This window comes from Nonomuraea phyllanthi, from assembly GCF_006334985.2.
GTDB classification, from domain to species: domain Bacteria; phylum Actinomycetota; class Actinomycetes; order Streptosporangiales; family Streptosporangiaceae; genus Nonomuraea; species Nonomuraea phyllanthi.
Window position 1 is genome coordinate 86547 of sequence record NZ_VDLX02000013.1, and the last position, 24480, is coordinate 111026.

Annotated in this window: 21 protein-coding genes; 12 read left to right on the forward strand and 9 right to left on the reverse strand. The window is 71.7% G+C overall.

The features are described from left to right. The first annotated feature begins 24 nt into the window (after positions 1-24). From FH608_RS31365 to FH608_RS31405, 9 genes are all read left to right on the forward strand, one after another. Positions 25-639, forward strand: coding sequence for a 50S ribosomal protein L25/general stress protein Ctc (locus FH608_RS31365; RefSeq protein ID WP_139635932.1), 615 nt, complete (start codon positions 25-27; stop codon positions 637-639). A 61-nt stretch (positions 640-700) separates the two neighbouring features. Next, positions 701-1285, forward strand: a complete 585-nt coding sequence (gene pth / locus FH608_RS31370; RefSeq protein ID WP_139635934.1) for an aminoacyl-tRNA hydrolase — start codon at positions 701-703, stop codon at positions 1283-1285. 192 nt (positions 1286-1477) lie between these two features. Next, positions 1478-2917 (forward strand): sugar transferase, encoded by a 1440-nt coding sequence (locus FH608_RS31375; protein ID WP_139635936.1) that lies wholly within the window; start codon positions 1478-1480, stop codon positions 2915-2917. Then, a complete protein-coding gene (locus FH608_RS31380) occupies positions 2917-3726 on the forward strand; it encodes a 3'(2'),5'-bisphosphate nucleotidase CysQ (protein WP_193318730.1) in 810 nt (269 codons plus the stop codon). Before FH608_RS31375 ends, FH608_RS31380 begins: the two co-directional genes overlap by 1 nt. Positions 3727-3746: 20 nt before the next feature. Continuing rightward, on the forward strand, positions 3747-4661 hold the full coding sequence (gene cysD, locus FH608_RS31385) for a sulfate adenylyltransferase subunit CysD (protein WP_139635940.1): 915 nt from the start codon (positions 3747-3749) through the stop codon (positions 4659-4661). After that, positions 4661-5923 (forward strand): sulfate adenylyltransferase subunit CysN, encoded by a 1263-nt coding sequence (gene cysN / locus FH608_RS31390; protein WP_139635942.1) that lies wholly within the window; start codon positions 4661-4663, stop codon positions 5921-5923. The genes cysD and cysN overlap by 1 nt, the downstream gene beginning before the upstream one ends. 89 nt (positions 5924-6012) lie before the next feature. Next, a complete protein-coding gene (locus tag FH608_RS53075) occupies positions 6013-7098 on the forward strand; it encodes a sulfotransferase (protein WP_226900067.1) in 1086 nt (361 codons plus the stop codon). Further along, a complete protein-coding gene (locus FH608_RS31400) occupies positions 7095-7982 on the forward strand; it encodes a glycosyltransferase family 2 protein (protein WP_139635944.1) in 888 nt (295 codons plus the stop codon). The genes FH608_RS53075 and FH608_RS31400 overlap by 4 nt, the downstream gene beginning before the upstream one ends. 284 nt (positions 7983-8266) lie before the next feature. Beyond that, entirely contained in the window at positions 8267-9178 is a 912-nt protein-coding gene (locus tag FH608_RS31405) for a WecB/TagA/CpsF family glycosyltransferase (RefSeq protein WP_226900068.1), read from the forward strand. A 182-nt stretch (positions 9179-9360) separates the two neighbouring features. Here the strand turns inward: FH608_RS31405 and FH608_RS31410 are convergent, their stop codons facing one another. From FH608_RS31410 to FH608_RS31435, 6 genes are all read right to left on the reverse strand, one after another. Beyond that, complete coding sequence (locus FH608_RS31410) at positions 9361-10368, reverse strand: sulfotransferase (RefSeq protein ID WP_226900069.1); 1008 nt, start codon at positions 10366-10368, stop codon at positions 9361-9363. After that, on the reverse strand, positions 10365-11678 hold the full coding sequence (locus tag FH608_RS31415; RefSeq protein WP_226900070.1) for a lipopolysaccharide biosynthesis protein: 1314 nt from the start codon (positions 11676-11678) through the stop codon (positions 10365-10367). The genes FH608_RS31410 and FH608_RS31415 overlap by 4 nt, the downstream gene beginning before the upstream one ends. Continuing rightward, a complete protein-coding gene (locus FH608_RS31420; RefSeq protein WP_139635946.1) occupies positions 11666-12520 on the reverse strand; it encodes a sulfotransferase domain-containing protein in 855 nt (284 codons plus the stop codon). Before FH608_RS31420 ends, FH608_RS31415 begins: the two co-directional genes overlap by 13 nt. Continuing rightward, complete coding sequence (locus tag FH608_RS31425) at positions 12517-13413, reverse strand: hypothetical protein (RefSeq protein WP_139635947.1); 897 nt, start codon at positions 13411-13413, stop codon at positions 12517-12519. The genes FH608_RS31420 and FH608_RS31425 overlap by 4 nt, the downstream gene beginning before the upstream one ends. Next, positions 13410-14717 (reverse strand): hypothetical protein, encoded by a 1308-nt coding sequence (locus FH608_RS31430; protein ID WP_226900071.1) that lies wholly within the window; start codon positions 14715-14717, stop codon positions 13410-13412. The genes FH608_RS31425 and FH608_RS31430 overlap by 4 nt, the downstream gene beginning before the upstream one ends. Before the next feature lie 170 nt (positions 14718-14887). After that, positions 14888-16225, reverse strand: coding sequence for a Wzz/FepE/Etk N-terminal domain-containing protein (locus tag FH608_RS31435; RefSeq protein WP_139635949.1), 1338 nt, complete (start codon positions 16223-16225; stop codon positions 14888-14890). Positions 16226-16524: 299 nt separating this feature from the next. Between FH608_RS31435 and FH608_RS31440 the strand changes: the two genes are divergently transcribed. Further along, positions 16525-17559, forward strand: a complete 1035-nt coding sequence (locus FH608_RS31440) for a glycoside hydrolase family 26 protein (RefSeq protein WP_226900072.1) — start codon at positions 16525-16527, stop codon at positions 17557-17559. Here the strand turns inward: FH608_RS31440 and FH608_RS31445 are convergent. The 3 genes from FH608_RS31445 to FH608_RS31455 form a co-directional block, all read right to left on the reverse strand. Continuing rightward, positions 17504-18379 (reverse strand): sulfite exporter TauE/SafE family protein, encoded by an 876-nt coding sequence (locus tag FH608_RS31445; RefSeq protein WP_139635952.1) that lies wholly within the window; start codon positions 18377-18379, stop codon positions 17504-17506. The genes FH608_RS31440 and FH608_RS31445 overlap by 56 nt on opposite strands. Continuing rightward, on the reverse strand, positions 18376-19590 hold the full coding sequence (cysC, locus tag FH608_RS31450) for an adenylyl-sulfate kinase (RefSeq protein ID WP_139635954.1): 1215 nt from the start codon (positions 19588-19590) through the stop codon (positions 18376-18378). The genes FH608_RS31445 and cysC overlap by 4 nt, the downstream gene beginning before the upstream one ends. 70 nt (positions 19591-19660) lie before the next feature. Next, entirely contained in the window at positions 19661-20380 is a 720-nt protein-coding gene (locus FH608_RS31455; RefSeq protein WP_139635955.1) for a class I SAM-dependent methyltransferase, read from the reverse strand. Between the two features lie 109 nt (positions 20381-20489). Here FH608_RS31455 and FH608_RS31460 point away from each other — a divergent pair, with 109 nt between their 5' ends. Both FH608_RS31460 and mfd read left to right on the forward strand, forming a co-directional pair. After that, positions 20490-20864: a cupin domain-containing protein gene (locus FH608_RS31460; protein ID WP_139636105.1), complete on the forward strand. Its 375-nt coding sequence runs from the start codon at positions 20490-20492 to the stop codon at positions 20862-20864. Between the two features lie 127 nt (positions 20865-20991). After that, positions 20992-24480 (forward strand): transcription-repair coupling factor, encoded by a 3489-nt coding sequence (gene mfd, locus FH608_RS31465; RefSeq protein ID WP_139635956.1) that lies wholly within the window; start codon positions 20992-20994, stop codon positions 24478-24480.

Below are 24480 nucleotides of genomic sequence, written 5' to 3' on the forward strand. Positions count from 1 at the left end.
CGCAAAGCATCCCTAGGAGATGTCGTGTCTGAAGTACGTATCGCCGCCGAGCCGCGCACCGTGTTCGGCAAGGGCGCGGCCCGCAAGATCCGCCGCGCCGACAAGGTGCCCGCCGTTCTCTACGGGCACGGCATCGACCCCAAGCACCTGACCCTGCCGGGCCACGAGGTGCTGCTCGCCCTCCGCACGCCCAACGTGCTGATCCACCTCGCGGGCGAGGGCGTCGACGAGCTGGCCCTGCCCAAGGGCGTGCAGCGTGACCCGATCAAGGGCTTCGTCGAGCACGTCGACCTGCTGCTGGTCAAGCGCGGCGAGAAGGTCACGGTCGAGATCCCGGTCACCACGGTCGGCGACATCAACCCCGACGGCCTGATCGACCTGCAACTCGTCTCCGTCGCCGTCGAGGCCGAGGCCACCCACATCCCGACCGGCGTCGAGGTCGACGTCGACGGCCTGGAGGTCGGCGCCTCCGTCACCGCCGCCCAGCTGCGTCTCCCGCAGGGCGCCACGCTGGCCGTCGACGCCGACGCCGTCGTGCTCAACGTCATCGCCAAGCCGGTCGAGGCGCCGGCGGAGGGCGAGGAGGCCGCCGAGGGCCTGGCCGCCGAGGGCGAGGGCGCCGAGGCCGCCGCCGAGTAGTGACTCACGCGAACAGGGGCGGCCGCACGCGAGCCGCCCCGTTCCGCTGTAAGGGGTGCGAATGGATCGCTGGCTGATCGCCGGACTGGGCAATCCCGGGCCCGAATACGCGGGCAACAGGCACAACGCGGGCTTCATGGTGCTCGACGAGCTCGCCGCCAGGGCAGGCGGGCGGTTCAAGGCGCACAAGAGCAGGGCCGAGGTCTGCGAGACGCGTGCCGCCATCCTGGCCAAGCCCCTCACGTACATGAATCTCTCCGGCGGGCCCGTCAAGGCGCTCTCCGACTTCTACAAGATCGGCCCCGAGCGGCTGATCGTCGTCCACGACGAGCTCGACGTGCCGTACGGCGCGCTGCGGGCCAAGCTGGGCGGCGGCGACAACGGCCACAACGGCCTCAAGTCGATCACCAAGGTCCTCGCCACCCGCGACTACCTGCGCGTGCGCTTCGGCATCGGCCGCCCGCCCGGCCGCATGGACCCCGCCACCTTCGTGCTCAGGGACTTCGCCACCATGGAGCGCAAGGACCTGCCGTTCCTCGTGGACCGGGCGGCCGACATCGTGGAGTCGCTCATGACCCGCGGCCTCGAAGCCACCCAGAACGACTTCCACCGCGCCGACCTGCACATCTCCGGGCCTCCCCGCTGATCTTCCCCCTTCCGACGGCACGTGGGGGCACGGCCGAGGGGAATCGCATACCTCTTCGTGGTTGATGTGTTACGCTCGGTGACATTGTTGTGGGAGTGAACGCACCGGCCTGGCCGCGGTGCGGCTGGTGCCAGATCCGGGCCGTCGTCGACGAATGGCCACCTGGAGGCACCCGTGCGCGGAGAGGGACTCATGACCGTCGTCAGACCGGGCCAGGTGGCCTCCTGGCGGGTCAGCCCGCGCACGCCGTTCTGGGTCCGCTCCTACCGGCTGCGGGCCGTGCTGGCCGATCTCTGCGGCGCGTGGGCGGGCGCCGGCATCGCCTTCTACGTGCGCTTCGGTGAGTTCACCCCCTACGTGCTGCCCTACGTTCTGGTCAGCCTGGCCCTGCCGGTGGTGTGGGGCTGCGCGGTGGCGCTCAGCAGGGCGTACGAGCCGCGCATGCTCGGCGTCGGCTCCGAGGAGTTCCGCCGGGTCGTGCAGTCGGGCGTGGCGCTGACCGCGGGCACCGCCATCGCCTCTTACGTGACCAAGACCGACGTCGCCCGCGGCTACGTCGTCCTCGCGCTGCCGCTGGTCACGCTGCTCACGCTGCTCCTTCGATACGCGCTGCGCCGCTCCCTGCACCGGCGCAGGGCTGCGGGCCAGTGCATGCGCAAGGTCGTCGCGGTCGGCCACGCCGCCTCCGTCGAGGAGCTGGTGTGCTTCTTCCGGCGGGAGCGCCATCACGGCATGCAGGTCGTGGCCGCGTGCCTGCCCGGCGGCGTGCCGGGCGAGCGCGTGGGCGAGGTGCCCGTCGCCGGCGACCTCAGCGACGTGCCGATCGTGGTCGAGCAGTTCGCCGCCGACACCGTGGCCGTGCTGGCCTGCCCCGAGATGGACGGGCAGGCGCTGCGGCGGCTGGCCTGGCGGCTGGAGCGCACCCACACCGAGCTGGTGGTGGCGCCCGCGCTGATGGACGTGGCGGGGCCGCGTACCATGATCAGACCGGTGGCCGGGCTGCCGCTGCTCCACGTGGAGCACCCGGAGCTGGCCGGGGCCCGACAGCTGGTCAAGAACGTCTTCGATCGGCTGGTGGCCGTCGCGCTGCTGGTGCTGCTCGCGCCCGTGCTGGCGGGGCTGGCGGTGGCCGTGCGCGCGACGAGCCCGGGGCCCGCGCTGTTCCGGCAGACCAGGGTCGGCAGAGACGGGAAGCTCTTCACGATCCTGAAGTTCCGCACCATGCGGCGCGGCTCGGAGCGGCAGAAGATCACCCTGGTCAGCGACCGCGAGGGCGTGCTCTTCAAGATCAGGAACGATCCGCGGGTCACGCCGCTCGGCACGCTCATGCGCCGCCACTCGCTCGACGAGCTGCCCCAGCTGCTCAATGTCCTGCTCGGGCACATGTCGCTCGTGGGCCCCCGCCCGCCGCTGCCCGACGAGGTGGCACGTTACGGTGATGATGTGCGCAGACGGCTTCTCGTACGGCCTGGCTTGACCGGACTGTGGCAAGTCAGTGGCAGATCTGACCTATCGTGGGAGGAATCCGTACGTCTCGACCTGCGTTACGTGGAGAACTGGTCCCTCACGCTCGACCTCCAGATCCTGTGGAAGACTTGGTCGGCCGTCGCCCGCGGGCAAGGAGCATATTGATGACGATTCGCGACGACCACGCACTCGCCGCCGATCTGGCGACAGAAGCGGGAGAGCGGCTGCTGCGGGTCCGTGAACGCATGGGATTCGCCGACTCGTCCGCGCTGCGGGCCGAGGGCGACAGATCCTCCCACGTCTTTCTCATGGAGTCGCTGGCCAGGCTCCGGCCGAGCGACAGCGTGCTGTCGGAGGAGGCCACCCGCGAGGAGCGCCTCGACCCGCGCCGGCTGCGCGCCGACCGCGTGTGGATCGTCGACCCCCTTGACGGCACGCGCGAGTTCTCGGAGCGGCGAGCCGATCCCGACGGCGAGCGCGAGCAGGGCGAGGCCGGAGAGGGCCGCACCGACTGGGCCGTGCACGTGGCGCTGTGGGAGCGCGGCAGGCTGACCGCCGGCGCCGTGGCGCTGCCCGCCCAGGGCCGCACGCTGACCACCGCCGACCCGCCCAAGCCGCCCTCCCACGACGGGGGGCGCTTCCGCATCGCGGTGAGCCGCACCCGGCCGCCCGAGTTCGTGCGCCGGCTCGCCTACCTCGTCGGGGCCGACCTCGTGCCCATCGGGTCCGCCGGGGCGAAGATCTCGGCGGTGCTCACCGGCGAGGTCGAGGCGTACGTACACGCCGGAGGCCAGTACGAGTGGGATTCCGCCGCGCCGGTCGCCGTGGCGCTGGCCGCGGGCGCCCACGCGAGCCGAATCGACGGCTCGGAGCTGACCTACAACCAAGCCGACCCCTCACTACCCGATATCCTGGTTTCCCTACCTGAGCTGGCGACATCATTGCTCGCCGGGATTCGGGACCTGCACCGCTAAACCCGCCGGAGGAAGCGCCCATGCTCCAGCGCGACTACACGACGTCGCAGCTCGACGTGCTCGAAGCCGAGGCCATTCACATCATGCGCGAAGTGGCGGCCGAGTTCGAGCGTCCCTGTCTGCTCTTCTCCGGGGGCAAGGACTCGATCGTCATGCTCCGCATCGCGGAGAAGGCGTTCTGGCCCGCGGCCATCCCCTTCCCGCTCATGCACGTCGACACCGGCCACAACTTCGACGAGGTCATCGAGTTCCGCGACCGTCGCACGGCCGAGCTGGGCGCGCGGCTGGTCGTGGCCAGCGTCCAGGACTCCATCGACCAGGGCCGGGTCGTGGAGCAGACCGGGCGGCGCGCCTCCCGCAACCGGCTGCAGACCACCACGCTGCTCGACGCGATCGAGGAGCACGAGTTCGACGCGGTCTTCGGCGGCGCCCGCCGCGATGAGGAGAAGGCCCGCGCCAAGGAGCGGGTCTTCTCGTTCCGCGACGACTTCGGCCAGTGGGACCCGAAGAACCAGCGCCCCGAGCTGTGGAACCTCTACAACTCGCGCATCCGCAAGGGCGAGCACATCCGGGTCTTCCCGCTGTCCAACTGGACCGAGCTCGACATCTGGGACTACATCCGGCGGGAGGGCATCGAGATCCCCTCCATCTACTTCGCCCACACCCGCAAGGTCTTCGAGCGCGACGGCATGCTGCTGCCCGACGCCGAGGTGGTCCGGCGCGGCGACGACGAGCCGCTGTTCGAGGCCGTGGTGCGCTACCGCACGGTGGGTGACATGACCTGCACCGGCGCGGTGCAGTCCACGGCCGCCACGGTCGAGGAGATCATCGAGGAGATCGCGGCCACCCGGATCACCGAGCGCGGGGCCACCAGGGCCGACGACCGCGCCTCCGAGGCGGCGATGGAAGACCGTAAGAGGGAAGGCTACTTCTAATGGACATTCTTCGCTTTGCCACGGCGGGAAGCGTCGACGACGGCAAGTCCACCCTCATCGGACGGTTGCTCTTCGACTCCAAAGCGATCTTCGAGGATCAACTGGAGGCGGTCGAGCGCACCTCCCGCGACCGGGGCACCGAATTCACCGATCTGTCGCTGCTCACCGACGGCCTGCGGGCCGAGCGCGAGCAGGGCATCACGATCGACGTGGCATACCGCTACTTCGCCACGCCCAAGCGGAAGTTCATCATCGCCGACACGCCCGGCCACATCCAGTACACCCGCAACATGGTGACCGGCGCCTCCACGGCCGACCTGGCGATCATCCTCATCGACGCGCGCAAGGGCGTCCTGGAGCAGTCGCGGCGCCACGCGTTCCTGACCTCGCTGCTGCGCGTGCCCCACCTCGTCCTCGCCGTCAACAAGATGGACCTCGTCGACTACTCCCAGGAGCGGTTCGAGGAGATCAGGGATGAGTTCACCGCGTTCGCGTCCAAGCTCAACGTCGGAGACCTGACGTTCATCCCGATCTCCGCCCTCAACGGCGACAACGTGGTCTCCCGCTCCGAGAACACGCCCTGGTACCTCGGCACGTCCCTCCTGCACCACCTGGAGAACGTGCACATCGCCTCCGACCGCAACCTGGTCGACGTGCGCTTTCCCGTCCAGTACGTCATCCGCCCGCAGCGCGCCAACGACCACGCCCTCCACGACTACCGCGGCTACGCCGGCCAGGTGGCGGGCGGCGTGCTCAAGCCCGGCGACGAGGTGGTGCACCTGCCGTCGGGGCTCACGACGCGCATCGCCTCGATCGACACGTTCGACGGGCCGGTGGAGGAGGCGTTCCCGCCCATGTCGGTGACGCTGCGCTTCGAGGACGACCTCGACATCTCGCGCGGCGACATGATCGCCCGACCCAACAACCAGCCGCAGGTGGCGCAGGACCTCGAGGCGATGGTCTGCTGGATGGCCGACGGCCTCAAGCTGACGCCGCGCTCCAAGCTGACGATCAAGCACACCACCCGCACCGCCCGAGCCCTCGTCCGCGACCTGCACTACCGGCTCGACGTCAACACCCTGCACCGCGACGAAGACGCGACGTCGCTCGGCCTCAACGAGATCGGGCGGGTGTCGCTGCGGGTCACGCAGCCGCTGTTCGTCGACGACTACGCCCGCAACCGGCTCACCGGCGGTTTCATCCTCGTCGACGAGGCCACCAACGGCACCGTCGGCGCCGGCATGGTGATCGACGCGCATTAGGTAGATCCTTTCGCCGTTTCCTGACCCTCTGATTACTCTCCGCGATAGAGTCTTCGCAGTCCGTGTTCACGATGCGAAGGCTCTCCTCCGTGACCGACCGCGCAACCACCACCCGGGTCATCTTCCTGGGAGGACTCGGTCGCAGTGGCACCACACTGCTCGAGCGACTCCTGGGCGAGCTGCCCGGCGTGGTCGCGCTCGGGGAGGTAGTGCACCTATGGGAGAGGGGGGTGCTCGCGGAGGAGCTCTGCGGGTGCGGTACGCCGTTTCCGGCCTGTCCGTTCTGGCGGCAGGTGGGGGAGCGCGCGTTCGGCGGATGGACCCAGGCGTTGGTGGGGAGGGTCCTGACGCTGCGGCGTCGGGTCGACCGCACCCGCAGGATCACACGGATCGCGCATCCTGACCTGGCCGAGTACGTCCAGGCGTACCGGCTGCTCTACGAGGCCACCGGCGCCCCGGTCGTGATCGACTCCAGCAAGCACGCCTCGCTGGCCTGCTGCCTGGTGGCCGGCGGGGTGGACGTACGCGTCGTCCACGTCGTCAGAGACCCGCGCGCGGTCGCCCACTCCTGGGCGAGGACCGTGCGGCGTCCCGAGGACGGACGGCCCATGACCCGGTGGGGCCCCGCCCGCACTGCGCTCCACTGGACGGCCCAGAACACCGCCCTCGAGCTCCTGCGGGGGCGGGGCGCCCGCGTCACCAGGATCCGTTACGAGGACCTGCTCGCCGACCCGGGGCGCACCCTACGAGCGTTGGCCCTCGACCTCAACCTCGTCCCAGGCCCGGGCTCGGACCTGAGCTCCGATGTCGGGCGCTCCGACCTCGGCCTCGTCTCGGGCCCCGGTTCCGACCTCAGCTCCGATCTCGACCCAGATCTCGGTCTGAGCCGCGACCGCGGCCTCGGTTCCGGTTCGCGCTCCGGCCCCGGCCTCAGCTCCGACTTCGGCCTCGGTCTCGGTTCAGGGGAGTCGGACCTGCAGTTCCTCGACGGGCACACGGCCTGGCTCGGGACCTCTCACACCGCCTCCGGCAACCCGATGCGTTTCCACGTGGGCCGGATCGAGCTCCGCCGCGACGACGTCTGGACGACGCAGCTGCGTGCCGGCGATCGGCGGCTGGTCGACGCGCTCACGTGGCCGCTCCGGGTCCGCTACGGATACCGGGAGGCCTCGTGACTCCGTCGGTGGGCGTGGTGATCCCGACGCGGGGCGACCGCCCGGCGCAGCTGTGCGAGGCCGTGGAGTCGGCGCTGGCGCAGGACTACCCGGGGCGCCTGTCCGTGGTCGTGGTCGCCGACGGCCCCGACCCTGGGTCCGTCGAAACGCCCGCCTCCGTACGGGTCCTGCCCAACGCGCTCACCCCCGGGCTGCCGGGGGCCAGGAACACCGGCATCTCCGCTTGCGACACGGACCTCGTCGCCTTCTGCGACGACGACGACGTCTGGCTGCCCGGCAAGCTCACCGCCCAGGTACACGCCCTGCTCGACCGAGGTGCGGGGTTCGCGAGCTGCGGCATCGAGGTGTCGTACGGCGGGCGCGAGCGGGTCGTGCCCCGTCTGGCCGGTCGTGACACGATCACCGCCGGCGACCTGATCCGGTCGCGCATGGTGATGGTGCACTCATCGACGTTCGTGTTCGAGCGGGGCGCCCTGTGGGTCGACGAGAGCGCGCCCAACGGCCAGAACGAGGACTGGGACCTCGCCCTGCGCGCCGCCAAGCGGCAACCGATCGTCAACGTGGACCGGCCACTGGTCCGCGTGCGCTGGGGCAGATCCCACTATGTCGCCCGCTGGGCCGACCGCATTGCCGGGCTCGACTGGATGCTCACCCGGCACCCAGAACTGGCCGTGGATCCACGCGGCGCGGCGCGGGTCTACGGCCAGCTGGCCTTCGGCCACGCGGCACTCGGCCACCGTCGCGAGGCCGCCCGCTGGGCGCTGCGCTCGGCGGCGACCCGCCCGGGCGAGCCACGCGCCCCGATCGCCCTGGCGGTGGCGGCCGGTCTGGTGCCCGCCTCCACGGTCCTCGCCGCCCTGCACCGACGGGGGCACGGCATTTGACCCAGCCTCGAACGTCCACTTCGCTCTCGCTTCGGTTCGCCATGGAGGCCGCCATCTCGCCTTCTCCCGTCGAGACGCACCCGACTGAGACGCCCCTGAGGGAGGTGCCCCCGAGCGAGATGCGCCTGAGCGAGATGCGCCTGAGCGAGATGCGCTTGAGCGAGTTGCGTACGAACGAGGGGTGCCCGAGTGTGGCGCCGGCTGACGCGTGCACCTCGCCGGGGGACACGTTCGCAGCGCCGTCGTGCGGCGATCAAGCGGGAGCAGCCGAAGGGGGAAAGCGCTTGTCGTATGCGCGGCCCGTCACCCGCAGGGCAGCGGTCACGGCCGCGCGTCGGGTGCGGGTCGGGGGGATCGGGGTGGACGCGCTCACCGAGGAAGAGGCGGTCCGGTGGGTGGGGGCCGAGCTGGAGGCGGGCAGGGGTGGACGGATCGTCACCCCCAACGTCGACATCTGCCGGGCGAGCGCCGAAGACCCCATCCTCAACGAGCTGGTGTGCACCGCAGAACTGGTGGTGGCCGACGGCATGCCGCTGGTGTGGGCCGCCAAACTGCTGGGCACGCCGGTGCCGGAAAGGGTGACGGGCGCGGACCTCATCTGGTCGCTCAGCGGGCTCGCCGCGCGCCGGGGCTGGCCCGTCTACCTGCTCGGCGGGCCGCCGGGTGCGGCGCGCAAGGCGGCGGAGGCGCTGGCCGGGCGCCACCCGGGGCTGGACGTGTGCGGGGTGCACGCACCGCCGTACCACTTCGACGCCACCCCCGAGGGCAGTGCACGAGTGCGGAGGAGGGTGGTCGAGGCGCGGCCGCGACTCGTGTTCGTGGGGCTGGGGTTTCCCCGGCAGGACCTGTTGATCGCCGAGCTCCGCAAGGAGCTGCCGCAGGCGTGGTTCTTGGGGTGCGGGGCGGCGATCGCGTTCGCTGCCGGCACGGTTCCCAGGGCGCCTGGATGGATGCGGCGGATCGGGTTGGAGTGGGCGTTCCGGTTGGGGTGCGAGCCGGCGCGGCTGGCCCGCCGCTACCTGGTGGACGACCTGCCGTTCGCGGCACGACTGCTGGCCACCAGCCTGGCCGCCCGAGCCCGGCAGCGAGGGAGCAAGGGAGCATCCGAGCCGGTCGGTCAAGTCATGAGGGTGCCCGTCGGAGTCGCCCGGTCAGGCCACGAGAACACTCATCCATCGCCCGAAGTCAGGTCGTGAGGGCGCGTCTCGATGTCGAAGTGAGGCCGTGAGGGGGCGCACCCCGACGTTGGAGTGACGCGCATCTCGATGTCGGAGACAGGTCGTGAAGGCGTGTGCCCCGAGTTGGCCGTGTCGAGTGGTGGAAGCGCGTGTCCCGAGCCGCCGTCAAAAGGTGAGGGCGCGTATCCAGGCCCGTCGTGTCAGGTGGTGAGGGCGCGCACTCGAGCTGCGTCCTCCGGGCTGAGTCCCCGGGCCGGGTCGGACAGTACGTGGCGGGAGTCCATGCGGTGAAAGGCCGTGCGGGACAGTCCTGACCAGGCGAACCCCGTGCGGGCCCTGGACGACGGCCCCGTGCAGGCTCGGGTGATGCGGCGGGCGGCGAGCGGTGTCCAGGTCAGGCCCGCGTGATCGTACAGGCGGCGGAAGCCCGTCAGCGGGTCGGCAGCAAGCGACTCGTACGAGGTGACGAGGACGCCGGGCGTGCGCTCCAGGATCGTGCGCGTCGCCCGCCACAGCAGCGCCGCCTTCAGCACGCGGTCCTGGGAGCCGACGAGGGCACGCAGTTCCAGCAGCTCCGGGTGGTCGCGCACCAGCAGGGGTTGTTCCAGCAGTTCGTGGAAGTAGACCGTCCACCCCAGGCGCTGCCAGCTCGCCACGAACGACACCGGGTCGCGCACCAGCGCGATCACCCGGCATCCCAGGCGCGCGGCGAACCAGCCCGCGCTCAGCACCGCGAACGGGTCGTCCAGCAGCGCCCGCCGGCCTGTCAGGCGGCCGAGGGTGAAGGCGGTGCCGTAGCGAAGGAGGCGGGCCAGGTCGTACGGGGAGTGGTTCGCGCGCAGCTCGGAGAGCCAGCGGTAGCGCAGGGCCACGGTGTCGCGGAAGGCCGGCAGCCAGTCGGCGGCGTTGTCGTCGCAGATGTACTGGAACCGGTGGGTCACCGAGGCTCTGAGCACTCCGGGACAGCGGCCCGGCGGGTGTTGTGGATTGAGCGGCTCGTTGACGTAGACGAGGTCGCGGCCGGCGGCGAGCATCTTGCCCGTCCAGCTCGTGCCGCTCCTCGGCAGCCCGGTCACCAGCACGGGCGCCGCGTCGCCGGCCGGCGGCTCGCTCATGACCGCGCACCCCGCACTGCGACCCGGCTCGCGCTCCGGGGCGTTCTCCCGCACCGCCGGGCTCCAGGCCGTGGCGCCTTTCCCCGGGTTCATGGTCTGACTCCGTGAGGCGGCTCGGTCGCCGGGACGCTCTGCTTCGCCGCCGTCCTCCAGGTGGCGGCGCTTCCTCGCAGGGCCGGGAGGGTGTGGCGGCCGAAGGGGTGGAGGCCGTAGCGGCGGTGGAGCTGCCAGAGCGGCAGCAGGTTCTTCACCAGCACGCCGCCCGACCAGCCGAGCACCGCCCCGAACGCCCCGTGCGCCGGGATCAGGGCCACGTCCAGCGCCACCGTGCAGGTGATCGCCGCCACGAGGTTGAGCAGGCTCCTGCCCGTGTGCCCGGCGGACGTCAGCACCACGTCGACCATCCCGCAGGCCGTCGCCACCATCATCGTGCCGGCCAGCACCAGCGCCACCGGCGCCGCGGAGCCGTACGAGGGGCCGAACAGGCGCAGCAGCCACGGCGCCAGCGCGGCGTAGGCGAGCCACACCGGCCAGGTCAGCAGCACCAGCCAGGCGGTGGCGGCCTGGTAGAGCTCGGCGGCGCGGGCCCGCTCGCCGGCGGCGAGCGCGGTGACGAGCCGAGGTTGTACGGCCTGCGCCAGCCCCTGCCCCACCAGCTGCCCGACGACCTTGAACCGGGTGGCGGCGGTGTAGACGGCGGCCTGCGCCGGACCGGCGAGGAGGGCGACGATCACGATGTCCAGTCGCTGGAACACCGCCTGGATCGCCCCCGCCACGGACCGGGGAGCCGTGTAGCGCCACAGGTCGCGCACGGTGCCGGGCAGGTACGGTGTGCGCGGCACCCGGCCGCGCAGTGCCGTCCAGGCCACCACCAGGGCCGGTGCGTACGGAGCCCCCCACGCGAGCGGCAACCACGACACCGCCCCCGCCGCGCAGACCGCCGCCACCAGCACGAGCTGCGCGAACGGCACCAGCACCCCGTCCACGAGCACCGTGGGCCGCATGGACCCGAACCCCCGGGTCGCGGCCAGCAGCACGTCACAGGCCACCATGACGGGCAGCAGCGCCGCCACCGGGCCGAGCTTCGCGTGCAGCAGGGCCGCCGCGAGGCAGGAGGCCACCACGCACGGCACGAGAGCCGCCCGGATATATCCGGATATGCCGAGATAGTCGTAGGTCTTGGCTCGCGCGACGAAGTACACGAGCCCGTTCCCCGCGTCCAGCTTGGCGATCCCGGACGCCATGAGCGCCAGCGCGGTCACCGCGAAGAACGCGCCCGCGTCGCCGGGCGGGACCGCCCTCGTCACGACCATCACGAGCACGAACTGCGCGAAGGCCCCGAAAGCCGCCCCCGAGACGCCCGCGATCCCGCCGCGCCGGATGGCCGAGGTCAACGCCGCCACGAAGGCTCACCGCCCAGCCACCGCACGAGCCGCGCGTCGTACGGCTCGAAGTGCTCGCGCAGCGCCCGCTCCAGCTCGCGCGGCACCGGCCGGGGCAGGGCGCGGCCGTTGTGCCGCTCGAACGCCGGGTAGCCGAGCTGCGGCACCCCCAGGAACTCCAGCACCCGGTCGTAGACGGCCTCCGGCTCGGCGAAGAAGCGGTGGCTGTCGAGCACCAGGATCCGCTCGCGCCCGACCAGTGACTCCAGCCGGTCGAGCTGGTCGGCGTAGCGCCCGCGGGCCACGTAGGCGTGGTGGCGGTGCGAATGGTGCACCGAGAACGGCGCGGCGCGCAACCGCTCCTCGGCCCCGGCCAGCCGCGACGGCTCCAGCTCGACCGCCGACTCGAAGTGCGACTCGGTCTCGAACCCTCTGGCCAGTTCGTGCGCGTGGGCCGAGCCGGCACGCTCGACCGGATCGCGCACCAGCACGATCAGCCGCACGCCGGGCAGGTCGGCCGCGATGCGCTCTCCGGCCAGCGGGTGGAACAGGTAGTAGGGGGAGGACTCGAACGCCAGCGCCCGCTCGCCGTACCGGTGCTCGACCAGCCCGGCGCTGGCCCGCAACGGGAAGTGCGCCTGATACCAGGACAGGCCCTTGTCGTAGCCGACGTCGAAGTAGTGGACGCCCTTGTGCAGCACCGGCTTGAGCAGCAGCGGGTGCTGGGCCAGCGCCCGGTAGAGGGACGTGGTGCCGCACCGCTGCGCCCCCGCGATCAGGAACGACGGCAGCACCCGCATCCCCGACGTGAGCCGCCCCGTGGTGCGCGACAACGACAGCACCGACCGCTTCACGGCTCTCATGTGAGCAGCTCCTCGTGGTCGACGGCCGGGTTGAGCCAGGTGTGCGGCGGCCCGAGCGGGGCGTGGCCGTCGGCGGCGTGCCGGTCGGCCAGCGCGATCAGGTAGCGCACCGCGGTCTGCCTGGCCACCGCCGCCGACAACCCCAGAGGCGCGAGCTCGCGTACGGCCCGCGCCACGCAGGCCCGCGCCGCGACCGGCGGGGCCATCCTGCGCAGCGCCCGCTGGAAGAAGTGGTGGACGAGGTCGAAGCCGTAGGGGACGCCGACCTCGTAGCGCTCCCAGTCCCACACCAGCAGCCGGCCGTCGGGGGAGGGGCACATGTTCCACGGCGCGAGATCGCCGTGCCAGGCCGCGCACGGGCCACCGGTGGCCGCGATCTCCTTGACCGCCGCCACCAGCAGCGGGCCCGGCACCCGGCCGCGCCGCACCGGCAGCGGCGACAGCGCCAGCACCGCGAGGCCGCGCCAGGTGCCGTGGTGCAGCACGTCCGGCACGGTGACCGTGGCCAGGGAAGATGCGGCGAGCCTGCGCAGGGCCGCCGCCTCCGCCGTGATCAGCGAGCGCGCCCGCGCGCTGTCACCGATCTTCACGAACGCCAGCCGCCGGCCGCCCGCGCGGACCTCCAGGATGGGCTTGCGGTTGGCCCGCAGCGCCGGGCGTACGTGTAAGACGGTCTCCACGGATCGCCCGAACACCTCGCTCAGGTGCGCCGCGATGGACCCCTCGCCCGGCACCATGACCGAGGACCACGGATGCCACCAGCGGCGCGGCGCCAGCCGCCGGGGCACGGCGGCGTGCGGCAGGACGGTGTAGGGCCGGGGCGAGCCGGGCCCTGGATACAGCAGCCGCACGGTCTCCGCGAGGTAGCCGAGCCGGATGGCGGCGTCGTTCACGAAAGGTCTCCCAGACGGTTGCGCCACAGCAGGGCGAACGAGATCAGATAGAGGCTGAGGGGTGTGACCAGCCCGTCGTAGACGAACATGTAGAGCAGCACCAGCCCCATCACCAGCACCCCGGCCAGCCCGACGGGGCTGCGGTCGGACCAGTGGCGGCGGATGGCGCCCACGAAGAACGCGACATAAAGGGCCGCCCCGGTGAACCCCTGCGTGATGAGCAGCAGCCAGAGCTGCCCGTCGCTGCCCAGCGGCGGGTGCCCGCAGCCGTCGCACCACTGGGTGCGGCCGGTGGTGATCGTGCGATGGTTGCCCATGGCGTTGCGGGTGTTGCCGTAGCCGATGATCGGCGAGTGGGCGGCGGCGGCCACGGTGGCCGACACGGTGAAGGCCCTGATGTCGTTGGAGTGCGGTTTGTCCAGCCGCTGCGCGAACAGCGCCGCGAGCGGGCTCAGCGCGAACGCCACGGCCGCGACGGCCGCCGCCGCGCAGAGCGCCACTCTGGTGCGCCCGCCGAGCCGGACCACGAGGTAGACCAGGGCCAGGCCGAGGCCGATCCAGAGGCCGCGGTTGAGGGAGTAGACGACGGGGATCGCGGCCAGGGCGAGCACGGCCGCGACGAAGACCTTCTGGCGTGCCCCGCCGTACGTCCACCAGCCCACCACGAACCAGACCAGCAGCACCGACACGTTGTTGCCCCAGGCGTTGGCCCACTCGAACGGCGCCTCGGGGCGCGGCATGGCGAACCCCAGCACCTTCTGGGTCTGGGCGGCGGTGGGGTGGATGAGGTTCTGGACGAACGAGTTTCCGGCGGCCCAGTCGGGCAGCACCAGCTCCAGCGGCGAGGTGAACGAGAACGACGGGTAGAACACGCCGAGCAGGCCGCCCGCGATCGTCGTGACGAACAGCACGCCGAGCATCCGCACCAGGCGCAGCTGCGGCAGCTCGCGCTCGGTCAGGTTGCCGAGGTAGAGCACCATGACGAGGACGGCGACGTAGAGGGCCAGCCGCATGGCGTAGCCGACCAGTCGGCCGGGGCCGAGCTCGCCGTACGTGCCCGGTGGCATCTCGCCCAGCATCAGGCCGCTCAGGAGGTAGCCGCAGATCAGCAGCACCCACCACCCGAACCCGCGCGGCACCCTGATCGGCCGGCGCCGCCAGAGGATCACCGCCATCGGCACGGCCAGCACGATCACCGCCAGCCCGCCGAACCCCAGGGCCCACCAGACCGGATAGCCGACGAGCAGCGCCGCGATGGGCCACGCGGGCGAGAGCACCGGGACCCGCCACGAGAGCGGGAACATCGGGGGCCGTCGCCCGGACGAGGGTGCCGGGACCGGCCACGCCGGTGGGGGCGCGGCGACCGGCTGCGCGGGCGAGGGCGCGCTGCTGGGCTGCGAGGGCGCCCTGCCCGGCCGCACGGAAGCGGGTCGCTGGACGCGCCGCACGGGCGTGGGCCCCGACATAGGGGGCATCACGTCGGCTGGCCGGGGCGGCGCAGATGGCTCGCCGGCAGGTGGCTGCCCGTCTGCAGGGGGCTCGCCTGGAGGTGGCCGGCTTGCAGGGGCGTGGTCTCGGCCGGCGCGCTCACCTCCAGCTCGCCGGTCGCCACCAGCTTGCCGAGCGGGGTGTGCGTGCGCGGCTCCAGCAGCGGCACGAACGACGGCAGCGCGTCGGTGACGGTGACCGCGCCGATGACCGGGACGTCGTGCCTGCCGAGCCGCAGGACCGCCGCCGCCACCTCGTCGGCGCCGGCGCGGCCGAGCCCGACCAGCAGCAGGGCCGCGTCGGCCCGGGACAGGTCGCGCACGTCGGAGCCGTCGAGCACGGTCAGCGGGACGCTGACGGGCACCGGGTCGGCCTGGGCCGCCTCGTGCAGGCCGGCGGGGAGCGTCTGGACCAGCAGCCGCTTGCCCGGGCAGGCGGCCACCGCGGCGCAGGCGAGGTCGTGGCCCGTGCCGGGCCCGCGCGGGCCGGACAGGTCGCCCAGCACGGGCAGGCCGGTCAGCCGCTCGACGTCGGCGGCGGTGCGCAGCCGCCGGTCGAGCCGGTCGCGGGTGTAGGCGGCGGCCGAGCCTGCCAGCAGCCCGGCCATGATCCCGGTGCCGAGGTAGAGGGGCAGGCTGGGCGCGCTGGGCGTCTCCGGCGGCTGGGCCTGGCTGATCACCGTGCCCGGGGTCAGCGTGACCGTCCTCAGCTGGTCGTATTTCACCGCGAGCCCGGCGGCCTGCCGGTTGAGCACGCCCTGCCGCTGGGACGCGATCGCGTGCTCGGCACTGCCCCTGGCCAGGGTGCCGAGCTGCTTGATCACGGTGTTGATGGCGGTGTTGACCTGCTTGAGCTTGGCGAGCACGGCCCGCTGCTGCTTGGTCAGGGCGGCCAGCGCGCTCTCGCGGCGGTTGTCGAGATATGCCTGGGCGTACGCGCGGGACTGGGTGGCCGCGAGCGCGGCGTCGGAGGCGGTCACCGTGATCGACAGCACCGCCGAGTTGGGCGGCACCGACACCTCGACCGGCTCGGGCTCCTCGACCCGCAGCGCCCTGGCCGCCCGCGCGGCGACCACGGCGGACCGCGCGACCTGGGCCTCGGTGTCGAGGTTGAGCGACTCGCGCTGGCGGCCCGTCACCTGGTTGGTCTGCTCCGGCACGCCGACCGGCGTGACGAGCACCTGCGTGGTCGCGGTGTAGGAGGGCGGCGTGAGCCGCATCAGCGCGAGGCCGGCCGTGCCGCCGAACACGACGCAGCCCACCAGGAGCAGCCATCGCCTGCGCAGCAGGGCGAGGTGCTCGTGCAGGTCGGTGCCGGAGCTCATGGGGGAGGGTCTCCTGGAATTGCGTCGAGATGTGCGCCCACTATAGGGCGGACGATTATCACCCGAGCCGAATAAGCGAGATTTTCTCCAGCAGCGGACAAGGTAAAACGGTACATGAATTGAAATGTCCGGAAATTCTCCTGCGGGCTTTACCCGCAACGAGCTGGAGATACTCGGGACACTGGCTGAAGTTCCAGGAATGACATGGCAAGGTTCAGGTTTGATAGGCGGGGGTCATTCGACGAGGGGGTTGAAAGGCTTTGCAACAACGGGGAATTTCGCGAACCACCACGAACACCGTGCTCGTTCTGGCCGTCGCTGTGGCGCTGGCCGCCTGCTCCACGGCCGAGGGCTCCAACGCGCGGGCGCCCGTGTCGATCAAGGAGCCGTCGGGGGCGCCGTCCTGCACGGCGACCTCCAAGCTCATCCCGTCCTGCGGCGCCTGGTGGGGCATCGCGCCGGAGGTCTTCACCGGCGCTCCGCTGGAGCACGCGCTGCACGGCGCGGAGGCGCGCATGGGGGCCGCCGCCGACGTCGTGCACGTCTACCACCGGGGCAGCGAGCTGTTCCCCACCGAGGCGGAGGTCAGGCTGGCCCGCGACCCGGCCAGGCCCCGGCTGCTCATGATCAACTGGAAGCCGTCGCTCTCGCGCACGTGGGCCGAGATCGCCGAGGGCAAGCTCGACGACAGGATCGACCGGCTGGCCCAGTACCTCCGGCGCACCTTCCCCGAGCGGTTCTTCCTCACCCTCCACCACGAGCCGGAGAACGACGTGGACCCCTCGTCGGGCTCGGGCATGCGGGCCACCGACTACGCGGCCATGTACCGGCACGTCGTGCTCAGGCTGCGCGACCAGGGCGTGAAGAACGCGGTCATGGTCATGACGTACATGGGGGCGCCCAACTGGGCGGCCCAGCCCTGGTTCGAGGACCTCTACCCGGGCGACGACGTGGTCGACTGGGTGGCCATGGACCCGTACGCCGACCACCGGGTGGACGACTTCGAGGGCCTGGTCAACAAGACCCGCAAGGAATACCCGGACTGGCCGGGCTTCTACCGGTGGATGCAGGCCCGCTTCCCCGGCAAGCCGGTCATGGTGGCCGAGTGGGGGGTGTTCGAGCGGGCGGACGACCGGTCGTTCAAGCGGGCGTTCTTCGAGTCTGTGCGGCGGCAGATCAAGCGCTACCCGCAGATCAAGGCGCTGCTGTACTTCGACTCGCCGCACGCGCCGCGCGGCGACACCAGCTTCGACACCGGTACGAGCGCCGAGCGGGCGTTCACCGAACTGGCTCGGGATCCCTACTTCCGCGCGACACCCGTCCCCCGGCCCTGAAGCGCCACATCGCGAGGGTGACGAGCGTGGCCGCCACGAGGGCGCACACGGTGAGCACGGTGCCCGCGTCGAGCAGCTTGAGCGCGGAGGCGAGCAGGACGATGGCCAGCAGCGCCCTGATGAGGCCGCCGGGGGCGCGCGAGGAGATCCTGGCGCCGAGGTAGACGCCCGGGATGGAGCCGATGAGCAGCGACAGCGTGAGGTCGGCCTGGAAGTCGCCGAACAGCAGGTGCCCCAGGGCGGCCGAGGCGACCAGCGGCACGGCCTGGACGAGGTCGGTGCCGACGAGCTGGTTGGCCTTGAGCGCCGGGTAGAGGGCGAGCAGGGCCACGATGATCAGCGATCCGGATCCGACGGACGAGACGCCGACGACCAGCCCGCCTACCGTACCGACCAGTAGGGTCGGAATTGGGCGCACGACGATGTCGTGCGTGCTCGACGTGCCTCCCCGCGCGCCGATCCAGCTCTTCACGGCCATGCCCGCCACGGCCAGCAGCAGCGCCACGCCCAGCGCGTACGTGACGGCGTCGCCGACCGCGAACGCGCGGGCCAGGAACACCCCGCAGAATGCCGCCGGCACCGAGCCCGCGCACAGCCAGCCCACCAGGCGCAGGTTGACCGTGCCCCGGCGCAGGTGAACCAGGCTGCCGACCGGCTTCATCACGGCCGAGGCGACCAGGTCGCTGGAGACGGCGGCCAGCGGCGGGACGTTGAAGAACAGCATCATCATCGGCGTCATGAGCGCGCCGCCGCCCATGCCGGTCAGCCCGACCACGATCGCGACGAGGAACGACCCGCCGATCAGCGCGAAGTCGATCACCGTACCCAGCCTCCCGAGCGCAGCGTGCCCAGCACCTGGGCGACGGCCGCGTCGATCGAGAGGTGCGTGGTGTCGATCACCAGGTCGGCGTCGTCGGGCTCCTCGTACGGATCCGAGACGCCGGTGAACTCGGGGATGAGCCCGGCGCGCGCCTTGGCGTACAGGCCCTTGCGGTCGCGCCGCTCGCACTCCTCCAGCGGCGTCGCGACGTGCACCAGCAGGAAGTCGGCCCCGACCGACTCGACCATCTCGCGCACCTCCTCGCGGGTGGCCGCGTAGGGGGCGATGGGCGCGCAGATGGCCAGGCCGCCGTGGCGGGCGGCCTCGGCGGCGACGAAGCCGATGCGGCGGATGTTCAGGTCGCGGTCGGCCTTGGAGAACGTCAGGCCCTTCGACAGCAGGTGGCGCACCACGTCGCCGTCGAGGTAGGTCACCGTGCGGGTGCCGATCTCCAGCAGCGCGTCGCGCAGCCCGCGGGCGATGGTGGACTTGCCGGAGCCGGACAGGCCGGTGAAGAAGACCACGAGTCCGCGGCGGTGCGGCGGGCCGGGGATGTGCACGGGGTCGGGGCCTGCGAGGTGCTCGGTGGCGCCGTACGCGGTGGCGACGTGCTCGCGCAGCTCCAGGTCGATCTCCGGCTCCTCGCGTGGCGCCAGCGGCACGGGGACGACGATCGTGCCCTCGGGCAGCTGCTCCTTGGCGCGCAGCGCGGCGCGCACGACGGCGGGGCCGGGCTCGCCGTACGAGAGGGGGAGCAGCATGATCACCGCGCCGAGCTCCTTGGCGGTGGCCGTGATCTCGGAGAGGTCGTCCAGCGGCCCGCGCAGGGTGACGGCGAGCGCGGGCCGGCCGCCCAGCTCCGCCCTGACCTGCGCCGGGGTACGCCGGAGGCGGGCGAACGGGCCGTGCTCCGGCTCGCCCAGGCCCTTGACGGGGCCGGAGGTCAGCCCATCGGGCTCGTGGGCGGTCACCGTGAGCGCGGCCAGCGGCAGCCCCTCCGGATCGAGCAGCGTGACCTCGTCGCCCGGCGAGACGTCGGCGGGCAGGCGCAGCGTGACGGGCGCGGGCCACGGGGTGCCGTCGGTCAGCGTGCCGCGCTCGTGCACGGCGTGGAGGTCATCGTGGCCGAGGAACCCGGTCAGCGGCTCGAAGGCGCCTGAGAGCAGCAGCTCGAGGTCGGCCAGCTCGCGCGCGTCCGGGGTCCACTCCACGTCTCCAACATCCCAACTATTCCGATTAAATTGGTGGGGAAGGAGTCTACCGATTGATGCGGGGATGCCGCTAGAGGAGCCGGGCGAAGTGGTGCTGGGGCTTCTTGATCACCATGGTGATCTCGTCGTGGCCTGCGGGGTAGCGGCCGTTGGTCAGCCTGGCCACCGCGGCGACCGCCGCTCCGGTGATCCTGCGCCTGCGGGCCGGCCCGCTGACGTTGCGCATGTCGTCGGTGACCAGGAGGCCGCGGCTGAGGCAGAACGCGTGCATGCCGTCGCTGGAGGTCAGCGGCTCGTACACGGTCGGGAGCGGGCCGGGGGTGCCGGGGGTGACCATGAGGCGCCAGAGCAGGCGGCGCGACCACGACGGCGTGAGCCGGTCGAGCAGGCCGTAGGCGGACCCGCGGTCGCGCATCCGCAGCAGCACCAGGCCGCCGGGGCGCAGCGCCTGCAGCAGCCGGTCGAACACCAGCTCCGCGTGCCTGATGCGCTCCAGCAGGAAGGACAACTGGATCACGTCGTACGACCTGGGCGCCAGCGGCACGCTGCGCAGGTCGCCGAGCGACCACGACACCAGGTCGGCGCGCTCCGCCAGCACGGCCCTGATCGCGGGGTGGTCCTCGTCGGCCCCGGTGACCCTGGTCTCGATCCGGTCGAGGGCCAGCGGCTCGTCGTGCGCGCAGCCGGCGACCAGCACGTCGAGCCGTCTGCCGAGCAGGCTCGCCCAGTGCTCGCGGACCCGCTGACCGAAGAGGTCGCCTCGTTCGGCGACTGATCGCACCTCAGACATGTCACCTACAGTAATCAATCGAGTTCTTTCCGTAAGGCATTTCCCGGCTAGCATCCTGCCCGTGAACGACACCGTGGACGACACCGCGAACAACACCGTGGACGACACCGTGAACGACAGGGGTGACGACGGGGTTTACGTGGGCAACGCCGGCATCGACGCCGCCGGCGACCGGGGCTGGCTGCTGGGCCACTTCAAACCCCCTGGCGATCCGCGGCACAGCGACGAGGTGGAGATCAAGTGGGGCGTGCACCCGCCGGGTGACGAGCGCGCGGAATGGGTCAGGGGCGAGGAGCGCACGGCCCTGCTCGTGCTGATCAGCGGCCGGTTCCGGGTGGAGCTGCCGGGCCGCAGCGTGCTGCTGTCCGAGCCGGGGGACTACGTGGTGTGGGGCAAGGGCGTCGACCATTCGTGGCGCGCGGAGGAGGCGTCCACCGTGCTCACCGTGCGCTGGCCCTCCGTGCCCGGCTACCGGGTCGGCTGAGCTCCACGGCCGCCCGGTCACCCGGGGCCGGTCGAGGTGTGCCGGAGAGTACCCTTGAGAAGAACCCCCGCGACCTGACCCGGCCGGGGGTAGTCGTGTTGCCGTCGTGGGGCTGTGGGCGTATCTGATGAGTCTTTCCGGGCTGCTTGACCTTGTTCGCGCCGACCCGAAACTGACCGCCGCTCTCGAAGAGGGCGGCGATGTCGCGCTGATCGCGCCGACCGCGCTGCGGCCGTTCGGCGTGGCCGCGCTGGCCTCGCACGACCAGCGCACCGTGCTCGCGATCACCGCGACGGGCCGCGAGGCGGAAGACCTCGCCGCCGCGCTGACGAGCCTGATCGAGCCCGGCTCCGTGGCCGTGTTCCCCGCGTGGGAGACGCTGCCGCACGAGCGGCTCTCGCCGCGCAGCGACACCGTGGGGCAGCGGCTGGCGGTGCTCAGGAGGCTGGCGCACCCGGTCAAGGGCGACACCGCGGCCGGGCCGCTCAGCGTGATCGTGGCGCCGGTCAGGGCGCTGCTGCAGCCGATCGTGAAGGGCCTGGGCGACCTGGAGCCGATCAGGCTGCGGGCCGGTGACGACGCCGACCTCGACGAGGTCGTCGCCAACCTGGTGACCAACGGCTACCACCGGGTCGACATGGTGGAGAAGCGCGGCGAGGTGGCGGTGCGCGGCGGGCTGCTCGACGTGTTCCCGCCGACCGAGGAGCACCCGCTGCGGCTGGAGTTCTGGGGCGACACGGTCGAGGAGATCCGCTGGTTCAAGGTGGCCGACCAGCGCTCGCTGGAGGCGGCCGAGGACGGCCTGTTCGCGCCGCCGTGCCGGGAGCTGCTGCTGACCGACGAGGTCAGGGGCAGGGCGCGGGAGCTGGCCGAGGAGCACCCCGCGCTGGCCGAGGTGCTCGACCAGCTCGCCGAGGGCACGCCGGTCGAGGGCATGGAGGCGTTCGCGCCCGTGCTGGCCGGGGAGATGGACCTGCTGCTCGACCACCTGCCGGTGCGCTCCGCGGTGTTCGTGTGCGATCCCGAGCGGATCAGGGGGCGGGCGGAGGAGCTCGTACGCACCTCGCAGGAGTTCCTGGAGGCCTCCTGGATCAACGCGGCGGCCGGCGGCGAGGCGCCCATCGACCTGGGCGCGGCGGCGTTCCGCACGCTGGAGGAGATCCGCGGCCACGCCGACGTGCTGGGGCAGCCGTGGTGGACGATGGCGCCGTTCGGCGGCGGCGTCGAGCTCGACGCCCAGGACTCCGAGGCCTACCGCGGCGACACCGCCAAGGCGCTGGCCGACATCAAGGGCTGGCTGGCCGACGACAAGGCCGTCGTGCTGCTCAGCGAGGGCCACGGCCCGGCCGAGCGCATGGTGGAGCTGCTCAAGGGCGTCGACGTGCCGGCCAGGCTCCAGCGCTTCCTGGACAAGGCGCCCGAGCCCAAGGTCGTCCACGTCACGACGGGCCTGATCGAGCACGGCTTCATCACCCCCGGGCTGGCCGTGCTCACCCATCTCGACCTGGTCGGGCAGAAGGCGTCCACCAAGGACATGCGGCGGCTGCCGTCGCGCCGCCGCAACATGGTCGACCCGCTCCAGCTCAAGGTCGGCGACCACGTGGTGCACGAGCAGCACGGCGTGGGCCGCTACGTCGAGATGGTCCAGCGCACGGTGCAGGGCGCCACCCGCGAATACCTCGTCATCGAGTACGCCAAGGGCGACCGCCTCTACGTGCCGACCGACCAGCTCGACGAGGTCACCCGCTACGTCGGCGGCGAGGCGCCCACGCTCAACCGCATGGGCGGCGCCGACTGGGCCAAGGCCAAGTCGAGGGCGAAGAAGGCGGTCAAGGAGATCGCGGGCGAGCTGATCAGGCTCTACTCCGCGCGCATGGCCTCGCCCGGCCACGCGTTCGGCACCGACACGCCGTGGCAGCGGGAGATGGAGGACGCTTTCCCGTACGCCGAGACCGGCGACCAGCTCGCGGCCATCGACGAGGTCAAGCGCGACATGGAGCGCGGCGTCCCGATGGACCGGCTGATCTGCGGCGACGTCGGCTACGGCAAGACCGAGATCGCGGTGCGGGCGGCGTTCAAGGCCGTGCAGGACGGCAAGCAGGTCGCCGTGCTGGTGCCGACGACGCTGCTGGTGCAGCAGCACATGTCGACGTTCGCCGAGCGGTTCTCCAGCTTCCCCGTCGTCATCAGGCCGATCTCGCGCTTCCAGACCGACGGCGAGGTCAAGGGCACGCTCGAAGGGCTCAGGTCGGGCGCGGTCGACGTGGTGATCGGCACGCACCGGCTGCTCAGCCCCGAGGTCAGGTTCAAGGACCTCGGGCTCATCATCATCGACGAGGAGCAGCGGTTCGGCGTCGAGCACAAGGAGGCGATGAAGCACCTGCGCACCCAGGTCGACGTGCTGGCCATGTCGGCGACGCCGATCCCGCGCACGCTGGAGATGGGCCTGACCGGCATCCGCGAGATGTCCACGATCCTCACCCCGCCGGAGGAGCGGCACCCGATCCTCACGTTCGTGGGGCCGTACGAGGAGAAGCAGATCGCGGCCGCGATCAGGCGCGAGCTGATGCGCGACGGGCAGATCTTCTTCGTGCACAACCGGGTCGCCTCGATCAACCGCGTGGGCGCGCGGCTGCGCGAGCTGGTGCCCGAGGCGCGCATCGCGGTGGCGCACGGGCAGATGAACGAGCACCAGCTGGAGAAGATCATGGTCGGCTTCTGGGAGCGCGACTACGACCTGCTGGTCTCCACCACGATCGTCGAGTCCGGGCTCGACGTGCCCAACGCCAACACGCTGATCGTCGACCGGGCCGACAACTACGGCCTCTCGCAGCTCCACCAGCTGCGCGGGCGCGTCGGGCGCGGCAGGGAGCGCGGTTACGCGTACTTCCTCTACCCGCCGGAGAAGCCGCTCACCGAGACCGCGCACGAGCGGCTGGCCACGATCTCGCAGCACACCGAGATGGGCGCGGGCATGTACGTCGCGATGAAGGATTTGGAGATCCGCGGCGCGGGCAACGTGCTCGGGGCCGAGCAGTCCGGGTTCATCGCCGGCGTCGGCTTCGACCTGTACGTCCGGCTGATGGCCGAGGCCGTGCAGGAGCAGAAGGCCAAGCTCGACGGCGGCGAGGCGCGCGAGGAGCAGCAGGACGTCAAGGTCGAGCTGCCGATCAACGCCCACATCCCGCACGACTACGTCACCTCCGAGCGGCTGCGGCTGGAGGCGTACAAGCGGATCGCCGCCATCGCCTCGCCCGCCGACATCGAGGAGGTGCGCGACGAGCTGAGCGACCGCTACGGCAAGCCGCCCGCGGAGGTCGAGAACCTCCTGGAGGTGGCCAGGTTCCGCATCAAGGCGCGCCAGGCGGGGCTCACCGACGTCACGCTGCAGGCCCAGAACATCAAGTTCGGCCCCGCGAGGCTGCGCGAGTCGCAGCAGGTCAGGCTCGACCGGCTGTACAAGAAGGCGATATACAAGCAGGCGGCCGAGACGCTGCTGGTGCCGGTGCCCAAGACCAAGCCGCTCGGAGGGCAGCCGCTACGCGATCTCGACCTGCTGAAATGGTGCGGCGACCTGGTCGAGGCGCTGTTCCTCGAGCCAGCGCGGGTAAGCTAG